The 14,365-nt window shown below is 45.2% G+C and carries 10 protein-coding genes; 6 read left to right on the top strand and 4 right to left on the bottom strand.

All coding sequences use genetic code 11. The annotated features are described in order from the left end of the window. Positions 1 to 6 precede the first annotated feature (6 nt). Positions 7 to 1,386, bottom strand: coding sequence for a nodulation protein NfeD (locus CI960_RS12380; RefSeq protein WP_005855684.1), 1,380 nt, complete (start codon positions 1,384 to 1,386; stop codon positions 7 to 9). Positions 1,387 to 1,651: 265 nt separating this feature from the next. On the opposite strand from CI960_RS12380, the gene CI960_RS12375 reads away from it, so the two are divergent. After that, on the top strand, positions 1,652 to 2,161 hold the full coding sequence (locus tag CI960_RS12375; RefSeq protein ID WP_005855686.1) for an RNA polymerase sigma factor: 510 nt from the start codon (positions 1,652 to 1,654) through the stop codon (positions 2,159 to 2,161). 50 nt (positions 2,162 to 2,211) lie between these two features. Here the strand turns inward: CI960_RS12375 and CI960_RS12370 are convergent, their stop codons facing one another. Next, the gene (locus tag CI960_RS12370) at positions 2,212 to 3,870 is read right to left on the bottom strand and encodes an AMP-binding protein (protein WP_005855687.1); all 1,659 of its coding nucleotides are present in this window, start codon (positions 3,868 to 3,870) and stop codon (positions 2,212 to 2,214) included. Between the two features lie 140 nt (positions 3,871 to 4,010). Here CI960_RS12370 and mtgA point away from each other — a divergent pair, with 140 nt between their 5' ends. From mtgA to CI960_RS12355, 3 genes are read left to right on the top strand one after another with little or no spacing between them, the layout of a single operon-like run. Further along, a complete protein-coding gene (mtgA, locus tag CI960_RS12365; protein WP_005855689.1) occupies positions 4,011 to 4,811 on the top strand; it encodes a monofunctional biosynthetic peptidoglycan transglycosylase in 801 nt (266 codons plus the stop codon). Continuing rightward, positions 4,757 to 5,422, top strand: coding sequence for a lipoyl(octanoyl) transferase LipB (lipB, locus tag CI960_RS12360; protein WP_005855691.1), 666 nt, complete (start codon positions 4,757 to 4,759; stop codon positions 5,420 to 5,422). Before mtgA ends, lipB begins: the two co-directional genes overlap by 55 nt. Before the next feature lies 1 nt (position 5,423). Continuing rightward, positions 5,424 to 6,356 (top strand): tRNA-dihydrouridine synthase family protein, encoded by a 933-nt coding sequence (locus CI960_RS12355; RefSeq protein ID WP_005855693.1) that lies wholly within the window; start codon positions 5,424 to 5,426, stop codon positions 6,354 to 6,356. Here CI960_RS12355 and CI960_RS12350 read toward each other — a convergent pair. Further along, the gene (locus tag CI960_RS12350; protein ID WP_005855695.1) at positions 6,313 to 10,776 is read right to left on the bottom strand and encodes a translocation/assembly module TamB domain-containing protein; all 4,464 of its coding nucleotides are present in this window, start codon (positions 10,774 to 10,776) and stop codon (positions 6,313 to 6,315) included. The genes CI960_RS12355 and CI960_RS12350 overlap by 44 nt on opposite strands. 139 nt (positions 10,777 to 10,915) lie before the next feature. On the opposite strand from CI960_RS12350, the gene tsaD reads away from it, so the two are divergent. Beyond that, a complete protein-coding gene (gene tsaD, locus CI960_RS12345) occupies positions 10,916 to 11,935 on the top strand; it encodes a tRNA (adenosine(37)-N6)-threonylcarbamoyltransferase complex transferase subunit TsaD (RefSeq protein ID WP_005855697.1) in 1,020 nt (339 codons plus the stop codon). 62 nt (positions 11,936 to 11,997) lie between these two features. Continuing rightward, on the top strand, positions 11,998 to 12,534 hold the full coding sequence (locus tag CI960_RS12340; RefSeq protein WP_005855698.1) for a CinA family protein: 537 nt from the start codon (positions 11,998 to 12,000) through the stop codon (positions 12,532 to 12,534). Positions 12,535 to 12,546: 12 nt separating this feature from the next. Here the strand turns inward: CI960_RS12340 and CI960_RS12335 are convergent, their stop codons facing one another. Continuing rightward, positions 12,547 to 14,286: an SGNH/GDSL hydrolase family protein gene (locus CI960_RS12335; protein ID WP_005855700.1), complete on the bottom strand. Its 1,740-nt coding sequence runs from the start codon at positions 14,284 to 14,286 to the stop codon at positions 12,547 to 12,549. Positions 14,287 to 14,365 lie beyond the last annotated feature (79 nt).

Genomic DNA, 14,365 nt, shown 5'->3' with positions numbered 1-14,365 from the left:
ACTCGTTTATAGGTTGATTACATAGACTTGCGCGCTCTCGAATCTGACGACTTTGATAGGAGTCCCTTTCTCGATGAAGCCAGACTCCGATACGCCGTCATACAACTCTCCCTCGATAGATACTTTACCCGAAGGACGTAAAACGGTAGCGGCCGTGCCCTCTTTTCCGATCAGTTGTGTCAAATTGGGGCTGGATACCGCTTTTTCCAAATCAGCGTTTAATGCCATTTTCTTTAGCGGTCCTTTATGTCCTATTTTGTTGGATAACCATATCACTAACGTGAATCCGATACCCAGACCTAATAGAACCGTTAAGGCGGCTCTGCCCGTATCCATTCCAGATACGTTTTGAAAATCAAAAACAGTATTGTTCAGTAAGCTCATCGTAAGTCCGCCGACCACGAGAATAATTCCACTTATCCCCGCTATGCCAAAGCCCGGGATCACGAATATCTCCAACATTATTAATATAACGCCGAGAATGAATAACAGGATTTCCCAGTTTTCAGCCAACCCGTCCATATAGAGAGGAGCGAAGTAAAGGATAGCCGCTATTATCGCGGCGGCGGATGGAAAACCAAGCCCCGGGGTTTGCATCTCGAAGTAAATACCACCGATGATAATAATGATTAATAAGCTCTGTATTACCGGACTCATAAAGAAACCTTTTACATTATCGAACCATGAGGGTTCATAACTTTTAATCTCATAGTCCTTACATCCGATATATTCTGTGATTACTTGATCCGGACTCTCGGCGATGCCATCGCAATAACCCCATTTGAGTGCTTCTTGAGAGGTAAGTGTTAATACCTTACCGCTATCGATGAGGTTGGGGACGATCACTCTGTCATCGACCATCGCTTCGGCGATTAAAGGATCTCTTTTCCATTTATAGATCGTGTCGCCGTTTTGTATAAGCGTATCTTTCCCTTGTGCCTCAGCCGTCGAACGGATCATGGAACGCATATAAGATTGATATTTATCAGGTAGAGCCGCACCCGTTTGATTGACAACCGTTGCCGCACCTATATTCGCCCCTTTCCGCATATAGATTTTCTTGCATGCTATGGAAATTAAAGCACCTGCTGAAGCTGCGTTATTATCGATAAATACATATACTGGTATGGGACTATATAAAATAGCCGTTCGCATAGAATCGGCAGATTCCAGTAATCCGCCGTATGTGTTCATATGCAATAAGATGGCATCGGCGTTCAATTGCTTAGCCTCTGATAATCCGTTATGGAGATAAATCCACGTGGTGTTATCGATCTCTTTTTTTATATCAATCGTATATATTAAGGACTTCTCTTTAGCCTCTGATTGAAGAGAGATTGCAAGTATTAATACTATAGCTGTTAATATTGTTAATAAACGTTTCATCTTGTTTGTATTATATTCGTTTTTAATATTTGGTTGAAAATTGTAACTGGCTTGTTGTAAATGTTGATTTTTGTAACTTGTGCAACTTGTAAATAATACTCATTTTCAGTAAGATTTACAACAAAAATATTAAGTTACGATTTTTAATATTAATATTTATCAAAGAACTGTATATCTCCATTTTTAATTTATATATTTGTTGCATCCTTCAATGTTTGAGGGATAATACTTATACAGTATTAAACTTTATTTAACTAGTAAAAATATGAATGCGTTGCAATTTCAGAAAAAATTATTGAGCATGCAAGAAAACATGATGAATTTTGCGCTTATGCTTACAGCGAATAGGGATGATGCCCAAGATCTGATGCAGGACACAACGCTGAAGGTTTTAGACAATCAAGAAAAATTTGTAGACAATATCAATTTTAAGGGCTGGGTCTTGACTGTGATGCGTAACATTTTCATTAACAATTATCACAAGATCGTTCGCACGCAAACTGTCGTAGATCAAGGTGTCGACTTATATAACTTGGATGTCGTGAACGATTCAGGTTTTGACTCTCCGGATGGCGCTTATCAAATTCAAGAGATCACGAAAGCGATCAACGGTTTGAACAATGAGTTGAAGGTTCCATTCTCTATGTTTTTGAGCGGCTATAAGTACAATGAGATCGCTGATAAACTGGATGTTCCTCTGGGGACGGTTAAGAGCCGTATTTTTTTCGCTCGACAAGAATTACAAAAAGTTTTAAAAGATTTTCGTCAAGGATAAAATTTACTTTATATAAAAGAAGCCGTCTTTAACAAAAGACGGCTTTCTTTTTATTCGGCCGGTTGGTATAAATATCTCTTGATGCTTCTTTTGGGTGTTTTCTCGAATTCTTCTTGATACAGCTTGAAACAGGTGATTTTACTGTAATTCGGCATCTCCTCGTTTACTTGGTCAATGTTGGTCTGCATCAACTTCTCGATTTCGGAATGTTGTATACCTGCCTTATCTACTTGCTCCCAATCGGGATAGATGAGGGCGACTAGTTTACCTCCTTGGGAGATGATGAGCGATTCCGCTACATATAGCATATTATTCAAGCGATCCTCGATCTCTTCCGGATAGATATTTTGTCCGCTGGGGCCTAGAATCATGGTTTTACTACGGCCGCGGATATATAAAAATCCATCTTTATCGAGGGTTCCCAGATCGCCGGTACGCATCCATCCGTCAGGCATCATAACGGCTTTCGTAGCCTCCGGATTCTTGTAATAACCGAGCATCACGTTCATACCCTTCACCAATATTTCTCCCACCTTGTTTTCCGGGTCCTCTGAATCGATGCGGACTTCCATACGGTCGACGATACGTCCTACGGAACCGGGCTTAAACTCATCCCATTGCGCATAGGAGACTAGCGGGCCACATTCGGTCATCCCGTAGCCTACGGTATAGCGGAAATGGATGGAATGAAGGAACGTTTCCACTTCTTTATTGATAGCGGCTCCTCCGATAACGATCTCCCCGAAGTTTCCTCCGAAAGACGCCGTTAACTTGGCGGAAATGGTATCCAGCACTTTCTGGTCTATATAGGGGACTTTCAAGAGCAATTTAATCAAAGGCTTCTCCAGTTCGGGGAATACCTTGTTTTTGATGATTTTCTCGATAATCAGAGGTACGGCTAGGATCAGCGCCGGCTTGATCGTCGTGAAAGCTTCCGCTATGATTTTCGGGCTGGGGGTACGTGTGAGGAAGTGTACATGGCAGCCTTTATTCACGGAATTCAATACCTCGAATGCCAATCCGTACATATGGGCCATCGGAAGCATACATACGATATTATCACCCGGATGGATGAACGGTAAATTGTCGTAAGCGAATTGCGTATTACTCCATAAGCTCCGATAGGGGATCATAACCCCTTTCGAGAAACTGGTGGTTCCGGAAGTATAATTAAGTACCGCTAATTCTTCCGGCTTTTCCACGTGATACCGAACATCGTTCGACGTGAATGAACGAGGGTACTTTTTACCGAAATATTCATTAATCCGATCTCTTACTACCCGGACTTCTTTGCTTTTACTGTGAATGATCGAGAAGTTATCCAGCATCATGAACAGTTTCACGTCGGGCATCATGCGTTCATTCATATTCTCCCAGTTGCTGGAAGCGGCAAGGACTGCCTTTGCCTCGGAATGATTTACGATATGATGTATATTATCCGGTTTGAATTCATGTAGAATAGGCACGGCTACGGCTCCATAAGCCAAGATCCCGAAGAAACAGATCGCCCAGTTGGAGGAGTTCCGTCCAACTAAAGCCACCTTATCCCCCTTTTTAATGCCGGCATGCTCTAGGATAATATGAAATTTCTCGATTCGACGAGCTACATCTTTATAATGGAAGGTATGTCCATTATAATCGGAGAACGCCGGGAGATCCCAATGCTCCTTGATGCTATTCTCTATGAGTCCTAAAAAACGATTCTCCATACTAATTTATTTATCAAATAACCATATGACAGGGTGGAAAGTTGTCAAAAGCCAAAGATAGTGCCTTTTCTGTAAATTATGAGTTTCAGTCTGCCGGAAACTGAAATATTCTTTACCTTTGTCTCTCCAAATAGAAGAATATGGTAGCACCTCTGGTAAAACGGATATGGATCTGGTGCAGGAATCTGTTGATCTTCCTGTTTGTATCCAGTATATTGGCGGTAGTGGTATATAAATTTGTACCCGTATATTATACGCCATTGATGTTTATTCGTATGTATGAGCAGCATCAGGATGGGAAGAAAATGAAACTCGGTCATACGTGGGTTCCTATATCCAAGATCGCCCAGCCTTTGGTTCAAGCGGTCATAGCGTCGGAGGATAACCTGTTCATGGAGCATAATGGCTTTGATGTGGAACAAATCCAGAAGGCACGGGCCGAGGCCGAGAAAGGTAAAAGGGTAAGAGGTGCCAGCACGATTTCCCAGCAGACCGCTAAGAATGTATTTCTTTGGCCGGGGAAAAGTTATTTACGGAAAGGTATCGAGGTCTATTTTACCTTCTTGATCGAATGGATATGGGGAAAGGAACGTATTATGGAAGTCTATCTGAACTCGATAGAGATGGGGGAGGGTATCTATGGTGCGGAGGCGGTAGCGGAGGCTCATTTCGGTAAGCATGCCTACCAATTGACCAAAAGCGAGGCAGCCTTGATAGCGGCCACACTTCCAAATCCCCGGAAGTTTAATTCTGCTAAACCGTCACCTTATATGCTGAAACGACAAGCGAAAATAATTTCCTTAATGGGAAAACTGATAAAAGTAGAAATGGGATATGGTGCCGGGCAAGTTGATCCCGGTACCGGAAAGGTTAAAAAAAGAAAGAAATGGAGAGCTTCCGTTATCATGACTTGGGACGAATCGCTTATGCCGATGCGTTAGAATATCAGACAGCTGCTTTCGAGGTCTTATTGGATGCGAAGGCAACGGGAAAGAAAGAGGATAATCAATTATTCTTTTGTGAGCATTTACCGGTCTTGACGATCGGTAAAAGTGGCAAGGACTCTAATTTGCTTATTCCCGAGGAAACTTTACGGGAACGAGGGGTCTCGTTTTACCATATAAACAGAGGGGGGGATATAACGTATCACGGGCCGGGACAGATTACCGGTTATCCGGTATTTGATCTGGAATATTGGAATCTGGGATTGAAACAATACATCCATATGCTGGAAGAGACGATCATCCGTTTCCTATCGCTTTACGACTTGAAAGGGGAACGTTTGGAAGGGGCGACGGGTGTATGGCTAGACCCTGAAGTACCGGGGCGTGCCCGTAAGATCTGTGCGATTGGCGTGAAAAGCAGCCGGTTCGTTACGATGCATGGCTTTGCTTTGAATATAAATACGGATCTGAGTTACTTTTCATTGATCAACCCTTGTGGTTTTACGGATAAAGGCGTTACCTCCTTGGCTATGGAGTTGGGGGTACCCCAAGACTTTGAGTTGGCAAAAAGTCAATTGAGATCGATTTTCATGGAAATCTTCGCTTGATATGGCAGTCATTCATTTCGCTCCTTTGCAAGGATATACGGATTCGGTTTATAGAGAGGCGCATACCCGAGTATTCGGGGGCGTAGATACCTATTATACTCCTTTCGTAAGGATAGAGAAAGGTGGTTTCCGGAATAAGGACTTGAAGGATATCGCTTGCGATAGAAATAGGCAGGTACATGTCGTACCGCAATTGATCGCTTCCACACCAGACGAGTTTCGGCCGATCGTGCGTTTATTCCAAGAGAATGGATACAAGGAAGCGGATATTAATTTAGGATGCCCTTTCCCTATGCAGGTCCGTGCGCATAGAGGCTCGGGACTTTTGCGGTACAAGGAAGAGGCCGAGTCTTTATTACGTACGATTGAGGAGTTCCCGGATATTTCTTTTTCTATGAAAATGCGTTTGGGGTGGGAGTGTACCGACGAGTCATTCGTGCTTCTTTCCTTATTAAATAAGTTACCTTTGAAGCATATAACCTTGCATCCCCGGTTAGGGATACAGCAATATAAAGGAGCTATCGATTGGGATGGATTCTCTCGTTTTTATGATGAATGTGAACTTCCCTTATATTATAATGGAGATTTAGTGGGGCTGGAAGATATCCGAGGAATAAAGGAGCGTTTTCCGGGGCTTGCCGGGATCATGCTGGGACGAGGGTTATTGGCCTCTCCTTGGCTGGCCACTGAGTTTGTGTCCGGACAGGTCTTGACCGTGAATGAGAGGCGGGATAAACTAGTCATGTTCCATGAGTCGTTGATGGATGAATATGCTGCCCGGTTGGAAGGTGGCGAGCATCAGGTATTATCTAAAATGAAGACAATCTGGGATTATCTTTTGCCGGAGGCCGATAAAAGGCTTCGCAAGAAAGTATTGAAAAGTACTTCCCTTACTTCTTATCAGTCGGCAGTGAAAGATTTGTTGAGTCTTTGACTACGGGAGGGACATTCGTAGAGTCTTTGGGGATCAAGGGTAAAAGAGGCCTCTTTCTTCTCCTGAAAATCTCAGAGAAGTTCGTGAAGTCTTTCCGGTACATGATACCTACACCTTGTATGGTTAATGCTTGCTTCAGGCCGAAATACATATCTCTGGCATGGTTATAAGCCTTTAGCCGGATCTCACCGGAGGGGGTCAACTTATATTCTAGGTCGAACTCTCCGATAAAAGTGTTATTTTTGCCTGTAGTGACCGTATTTCTCATACCGAAATTACCATTGATCAATAAGCGGTTGTTTAGCAACTGGCTGGATAATATCATCTCATATTCCGTGTCTTCCTTGAAACCGTCCTGTCCCGCTCGTATGTTTGTCCCTATTTGTACTTTATCCGTGAAACTACCTAATAGATTGGATAATTGCGCTGAGATAGCGGATGAAGCCACGGCGTTTAACTCGCTAGACTTATAACTCGTTTGGGCATATTCTGGTGTGTAGAATTTATTTAACACCAGCAAATAAACAATTTGCCGAGTCATCATATCCTCTGTGTCTATAAACGCTTTGACTTGACGCTCTAATTCCTCGTTAGAGTTCGGAAATTCTAAGTCGAAGGAAATAGACGGGCTGCGCAATGCGCCTTTAAGGTTTAAGACGCAATTGACGGGTATGTTTGTTCGAGAACTTTCTTGTAAGAGACTCTGATCCAAGTCTCCGATATTTGCGGTCAGATTGTAGATCGCATTGATATCCATATGGGCATTAAAGGGATCGCCACGGAAATTGATCGTGCTACCGTCTCTGATCTTAAAGTCTTTATGGATGATTTGCTGTAAGCTGAAATTATAGTTTCCTTGTACGATATTCACGTCGCCATACATACGAAGATCACTTCTTGTTCCATATTGTATTTGTAAACTTCCACTGGCGTTTCCTTTGATACGGTCTCCCGCTATCGGGTCCATGATTAGCTCTATATCGGCATCGGGTGTGATATCAAGGAGGAAGTTCATTCGTAGCTCGGCTCCCTCGTCTGTCTCGTGTACGATATTCAATGGGTGTGTGGACGTGGAATCTACGTTAGCGGCCAACTTGCTTTTATCGACGAACGTGATAAAATCATAGTCCGTAGCCGAGTTCTTATTCATGAAGTCCAGATAAATAGCGGTCTTAGGTTCGCTTTTCATATTAATATCAAAGTCGATCAACTTACCGTTACCCTTGATCTGCGCCGTTCCACTGGCGAATACAGTTCCGTAAATCAGCGGATTCTTTTTCTGGTTGGCGTTATACATCAACATATTATTGCCTTGCACGTTTACGAGGAAGCTATAATCCCGGAAATGCAAATGGTTGAACTTGAGGCTGACTTTCCCTAGGTTGCCGAATTGATCCTTGACCGTGATATTCCGTAAATTGACGGATGTAGAGTCAAGGTGGACGGAATCGGAGAAGGTATAATACGTATCCAAGAAATCAACGCCTACCCCTCCATCCATGACATAGGCATCTCCCTCGACATTCAGCTCCTTAAAGGGGCCGTGCAAATGTATACTTCCGAATCCCCGGCCTTGCAAGTTCTTTACGACCGTATCGACAAAGGGCTGCAAGAAAGCTAGATTGATATCATTGGCATCGAAATATAAGGATAGCCCCGCATTGGGTCCGACCGGGAATACATAGCCGTTTACATCCGTCCAAGTGCTGTCGTTCTTGTAGATGCTTCCCAGCATAAGGATACCTTTCTGTGCGTTGTCCCATTCGCTGAAGAGATTGAGGCGACCCAAGGGGGTTTGGTTGAATGAGAAATTCTTTACTTCCAGATCCGTGTTTAGCATACGGCTATTGAATAAATCATTCACGTAGAACTTACCGGTAGCCTCACCTCCGAATTGCAAGACTGGGATATTCAATACGTCGAAGACATAACTCAGCTCTATTTGCTTCAAGTCTACCAATAAAGTATCTGCCGGATCTTTTGAGATCGTCCCTTCCATAGATAAATACTGGGTCTCATGATCTACCCGGAAATGCTCAATACCGATCTTGCCCTCACGAATCGTTATATTCGCCGGATTGATGGTCCAGAGCGTGTCTTTAATAATGAGGGGGCTTTTATTCAACGTGACTTCCGTACGTAACTTGGCCGGCCCTTTCTCGCTTTCCTCTTCGACAAAAAGGGTAGAGGCGGAGATGTCGGCCTTAAATAACCGCTCTTTATTATTCGCCCAGCCAATCAGGGTGTTCACCAGATTATCTTTAGCGTCTGCTTTGATATCAAGGTAGTTACGCAGTCCCTTGTCGTTATAATTAATCGTTTTTAATTGGAGGTTTACCTTATCGTTCGGATTGTCGCAGACCAAGTAACCGGATTCGAACATGGATTTCCCGAGATTGAACTTCGGAAGCCACGCCTCGATACGGAACTTATTATAAATATTATTATAATGTCCCGTGATCCGTCCGGGTTGCACCATCGTGAACGGTAGTTTTAATGTCGTAGAAAGCGCTTCCGTATTCTCGATCGTTAATAGGAGGGCGAAGTTATTCTCTTTCACGATTTGTTTTTTCTGGGTCGTGTTGATCAAGGCTGGCACATATCCCTTGAACGTATTCATAAGGCTGGGGATTAGCGTGTTGAATGAGTAAGACCCGGTGACCTCTCCATTCAAGATATCGGACGTTATGGTTAATTGCCGGTCGAGACTATGCCCCGAGGCAACTACTTCGAATTTCTTAAGGAAGAAGCTGCTGGGAGTGGTCTCGAAAGAAAGACTGTCCAACGTGATGCTACCTTCCAGATTATCGATATTATCTCCGGTGAAATCCGCATTTAAAGCCAAGGAGATATTCGGCGCCTCATATTTGTCTGTCAGGTTCAATCGGTCCGGCCGGAAATGATCGAGGCGGGCGGTGAAATTAAACAAGGAGTTTTGCCCTTGGTGCTGGAAGATGCCTTGGGCGTGTAACTCGCCATTGGGATCGTTTACATGGATAGTCCCATCGAAACTACTCTTCCTGAAATTACCGGAAAGATTTATATCCTTGTATTTATAAGCTTTATAATCGAACTCCTTGACTTGTGCTTGGATATTTCCGGAGAAATTTCCGCCAACAGGTCTACGGGTATCGATATTGATGTCGAAGCGAGCCTCCCCGAAAGGATTATTCTCACCAAATAACTCATGGAGCCGCAAGTTGCTGGAGGCGATGCGTCCCCGTAGGTAAGCGGCTATATTCTTATCCTTGTTGCTACCGAATATCAAGTCTGTCTGTATGGAGCCGATGGAAGACGATAATTTTCCGAAAGCGACTAGGTTATCAAAAAAGCCTGATATCTCGCCCGTGAAATTGATCGTCCCCAATTTGACGACCGGGGCCGGGAGACTCTTCGGACGCTCATTGAAGTTATTGGCCAGACTGGAGATGCCGTCTGTCGTGATATACATCTTATTCACCTTCCCTAAAAGATACGTTTCCTCAGGATGGGTGATGTTTTTCAGTTCCATCTGGCCGATAAACAGCATCTTATCGCTATACTTCAAGGTGAGGCGCTTCAAGTTAAAATTATTGATGTAGCCGTTTGCCTCGGCCGATAACTCAATCGTGTCGGCGAAGTTCTTGAACGCCGGGACGAAAGGGGATAAGTCTTTCAGGCAGATTTGCGAAGGTGTTATATTCAAATCGATCGGAGCGTTGTTCAAGAGAGCGGGAAGGCTATCGATCTCGCTTAAATCGATCCGGGCACGCCCGATCTTCAAGTTTGTCTGCGGCAAGCGTACCTCGAAGTCCTGCACGAAAGCGCTATCCCGGTTCCCGACCACGTTCAGCGATAACTTATTCAAGGAGAAACCGGATGCCTCATCGAAACTCATCTTCTTGATATGGGCGTTCACGCTGTCCTTGTTAAAAGCCTTGAGGGATATCTTGGCACTCAGGTTCTTGATATCGATATGCTTGGCGTTGAACTTTCCCGGGGTCTCTTTCTCGCTATCCACGTTATAGCTGAAATTACCTCTTCGGATCATGATGGAGTTGAAACGGAGATCGATATTCTTCTCTTTCTTTATCGAATCCTTGCTGGCGAAAGCGTCGATGACGAATTGCAGGTTCAAGGGGCTTTCGGGCGTATGTTTTCGTAGGTTGAAGGAGAAACCGAACAAACGTACCGTCGTGAAGACGAACTTCCCTTCCAGTAACGGCATGATCTCGAATCCCGCCGCCACATGGTTCGCCTCGAACATGACTTTCCCGTCTTGGTCTTCCAGATAAAGCCCTTCCAGTACTAGGCGATTGAACCATTCGATATCCACGTTACCGATCTTTACGGGCACACCGAGGTGGCCGGATAACTGGGTCGTGGCTACTTCTGATACTTTGTTTTGAATATAAGGAATTCTCAGTAAGATGCCCGGCAACGCATAGAATATCCAGAATAATGTAAGCAGGGTAATGATTATGTATTTAAGTCCTCTGATATCTTTTCTATTTATTTAGCGCAAATCTACAACAATATCGCGATAGATTTCGTTAATTCGCGGAAAAAAGAATGAAGATATGAGTATAACGATATTAGGAATCGAGTCTTCTTGCGATGACACTTCCTCTTCGGTGATCCGTGACGGCGTGATGCTGTCCAACGTAATAGCCAGTCAAGCCGTTCATGAGGCCTATGGCGGGGTTGTCCCCGAGTTGGCTTCCCGTGCCCATCAGCAGAATATTATTCCGGTAGTAGCCGAGGCCATCAAGCGTGCCGGCATTGATAAGTCCGAGTTGAGTGCCGTGGCGTTTACTCGTGGACCGGGTTTGATGGGTTCTTTATTGGTCGGGACCTCGTTCACCAAGGGTTTGGCCGCTTCCTTGGATATCCCGATGATCGAGGTCAATCACTTACAGGCTCACGTGTTGGCTCATTTTATCAAGGAGACTCCGGACGATGACCATGCTCCCTCGTTTCCTTTCCTTTGCTTGTTGGTTTCGGGCGGTAACTCGCAAATCATAAAGGTGAACGCTTATAATGATATGGAGGTGATCGGCCAGACGATCGACGACGCCGCAGGAGAGGCTTTCGACAAATGCGCCAAGGTGATGGGACTGGGTTATCCCGGTGGCCCAGTCGTGAATCGTTTGGCGAACGAGGGTAATCCGAATGCCTTTACGTTCAGCAAGCCGCATATCCCCGGATATGATTATAGCTTCAGTGGCCTGAAGACCTCCTTCTTATATACCTTGCGTGATCATTTGAAAGATGATCCGGATTTTATTGAGAAGAACAAGCGAGACCTATGCGCTTCCTTGCAAGCTACGGTAATCGATATTTTGATGAGTAAATTGCGTAAGGCGGCGAAGGATTTGTATATAAAGGAAGTAGCTGTCGCCGGAGGTGTATCGGCCAATTCCGGTTTGCGTGAGGCATTCTTGGATCACGCAAAACGTTATGGCTGGAAAGTGCATATCCCGAAGTTCTCGTTCACCACGGATAACGCCGCTATGGTAGCTATCACGGGATATTATAAGTATATGGATAAGGAGTTCTGTCCGATGGATGCCGCTCCTTTTTCTAGGGTTGTCTTATAGGAAAATAGTTTTACTATAGAGAAACAAAAGTTTCTTCTAGGGAAAACAAAAGTTTCTTCCTAATGAAACTATTGTTTTCCCATAATGAAACTCCTAGTATCATTATAACAATGGAAGTAGATGATTTACCAATAGAGTTAGAAGTAGCGGACGCACTCAAATCAGGACACCTGATGATGGGTACGGCAGAGAGTTGTACAGGCGGAAAGATTGCCAGCATGATAACCTCCATGGCGGGCAGCTCGGAATACTTCACCGGGGGCGTGGTAGCCTATTGCAACGAGGTGAAGCATCATGTGCTCGGTGTCTCCGAGGCGGACTTGAACACTTTCGGGGCCGTAAGCCAGCCGGTCGTGGAGCAGATGGCCCGTGGGACTATGCGGGTATTGGGATGTGATTGTGCCGTCGCTACCTCCGGGATCGCCGGGCCGGGAGGCGGGACTCCCTCGAAACCGGTGGGAACGGTATGGATTGCCGCCGCTTATAAGGAGAGGATTCTCTCCGAGTGCTATCATTTCGGGGAGAATCCTCGTATGGAGAACATTCGCTTGTCGGCAGAGGCAGCGTTGCGTATGTTGCTCGGATTGATTCGTGAGTAAAGGGACTATCGCTTAATGGGCGATCTCGTCCACGATTCGTTTATAGCCTTCCTCGTTCGGGTGTAATCCGTCTGAGAATAAGGATTCGTTTATCTTGCCGTCTTCCTGAAGCAACTTCGTACCCGGGTTCTTGAACGTGTACCATCCGGTCTCGGCTATTTGACGGATGCGGAGATTGAGATTCCTTACCCGTTCTTCTTGGTTACGGCGGGGCAAGATGCCGATTACCTTGATCTTGGCCTCCGGCTGCCGTTGCCTGATGGCGGAAAGCAAGAAACGAATGCCTTCCACGATCTCGTTGTCATTGTTGATTCCGATGTTATTCGTGCCGATCATCAATACTACTTCCTCAGCCTTGTATCCATCCAATTCACCATGATAGACTCTCCAAAGTACGTTCTCGATACGGTCGAAACCATATCCGAGATTGTGGAATCCAGCCGGACGCATGATTTTCTCCCATGTTTCCATACCTCGCACGGACGGTCCTTTGGGCTCTCCTCCCCAGAAATGCGTGATGGAATTACCTAGGATCACCCGTCGAGGCGGGTTGCTTTGATTCAGCGAGAGAATATCCCGGTGACGTTTTTGCCATTCGTAATTATTGGGTTCCCGGCGCTGGGTGACAGGCATTGTGGTAGAGAGGTCTCCTTTGGGGATGCGTAATATCTCCCGTACTTTCCGCTCTACGGCGTTCGCTTGTGTTTCCATGCCCCAGTCGGAAGGATGGACGTAATCTACCCAAGCATCCGGGTGCAGTCCCAGCTCTTCTCGTGTAAGGTAGTAGATATCTTTTATCCCTTGTGCCTGCAATTCCTCGAATGCTTTTTTAGCTCCTTCGTTCATGCGCACATAATCTTGTAGCTTCGTATCGTCGGCGAGTGCGTTGCTATATCCGGCATGCTCCACCAATAAGATCGGAGAGGAGTGGGTGGCACGTATTTGCTTGACTGCGTCCGATACGAGTTGCGTGATCTCATCTTTGCTCTTTGGCGTGAGGTTGGGCAGGCAGTCAAGGATATAAAGGCGTGCGTCTATCTCACAAATAAAATCCAATACCTCTTTCTCTAAACGTCCGTTACCGGAGAAGCCTAGGTTGATAAGCGGATATCCCAGTGAACGCTGCAAGATCGTGCCCCAAGTCATGCCCGGACGGGAGGCGCATGCGCCTTGGGCGATCGAGGTTCCGTATAAAAGAATCGGTTTCTCGGGCGATACGGGGATAAACGTAAGCTCATCGTTTTCGGGCACGCCGATTTCCAACCACTTTATCGTATTATAAGGAGGCAGGTAGAGGCGGAACTCATAGCCCCTGTCATGATACAGATCTTTGCCTATGTTCGTATAATGATATTGAAGCGTATCTCCGGAAGGATAACCGCCGAAATAAAATCTCCATTGGCCATCGCTATCGATACTATATAGATCTACGCCGGATACGCCTGTCGTGGGCATATGTGGCATATTCAGCGGTCCGCTTACTTGATAGCGTACTTTTAGTTCAGGGGCGTTGCTGAAAAAATGAATCGCCAACCCGGCGGAGTTGCGCGATAAATCCCAGACGGGTTTACGTACCTTGCCTTCGGCTCTTTGGGGAAGCCGGACGTAGCTGTCTCCGATCTCTTCGGTCCATCCTTGGTTTTGTATGACAGGGAATCCATATTCGAGCGGGTTGAGCCATTTCCATTGTGCGTGGGCGGATAGAGCCGTGAGGCATACGAGCGTTAAGAAGATTTTGTGAAGTCTCATCATTCCGGTATTATTTGTTTTTTGTTATGAATATGACAAAGATAATATATATTTGTATTCATAAACAAACTTAAATCAATAA

It is taken from the genome of Parabacteroides sp. CT06 (genome assembly GCF_002257605.1).
GTDB lineage: Bacteria > Bacteroidota > Bacteroidia > Bacteroidales > Tannerellaceae > Parabacteroides > Parabacteroides distasonis.
The sequence above is the reverse complement of the archived record's forward strand: the minus strand, read 5'-3'. Positions and strand labels throughout refer to the sequence as shown.

Excerpts from the sequence above, each read along its gene's own strand:
- CI960_RS12380 (WP_005855684.1), bottom strand. The coding sequence starts at position 1,386 with ATGAAACGTTTATTAACAATATTAACAGCTATAGTATTAATACTTGCA.
- CI960_RS12375 (WP_005855686.1), top strand. The coding sequence starts at position 1,652 with ATGAATGCGTTGCAATTTCAGAAAAAATTATTGAGCATGCAAGAAAAC.
- CI960_RS12370 (WP_005855687.1), bottom strand. The coding sequence starts at position 3,870 with ATGGAGAATCGTTTTTTAGGACTCATAGAGAATAGCATCAAGGAGCAT.
- mtgA (WP_005855689.1), top strand. The coding sequence starts at position 4,011 with ATGGTAGCACCTCTGGTAAAACGGATATGGATCTGGTGCAGGAATCTG.
- lipB (WP_005855691.1), top strand. The coding sequence starts at position 4,757 with ATGGAGAGCTTCCGTTATCATGACTTGGGACGAATCGCTTATGCCGAT.
- CI960_RS12355 (WP_005855693.1), top strand. The coding sequence starts at position 5,424 with ATGGCAGTCATTCATTTCGCTCCTTTGCAAGGATATACGGATTCGGTT.
- tsaD (WP_005855697.1), top strand. The coding sequence starts at position 10,916 with ATGAGTATAACGATATTAGGAATCGAGTCTTCTTGCGATGACACTTCC.
- CI960_RS12340 (WP_005855698.1), top strand. The coding sequence starts at position 11,998 with ATGAAACTATTGTTTTCCCATAATGAAACTCCTAGTATCATTATAACA.
- CI960_RS12335 (WP_005855700.1), bottom strand. The coding sequence starts at position 14,286 with ATGATGAGACTTCACAAAATCTTCTTAACGCTCGTATGCCTCACGGCT.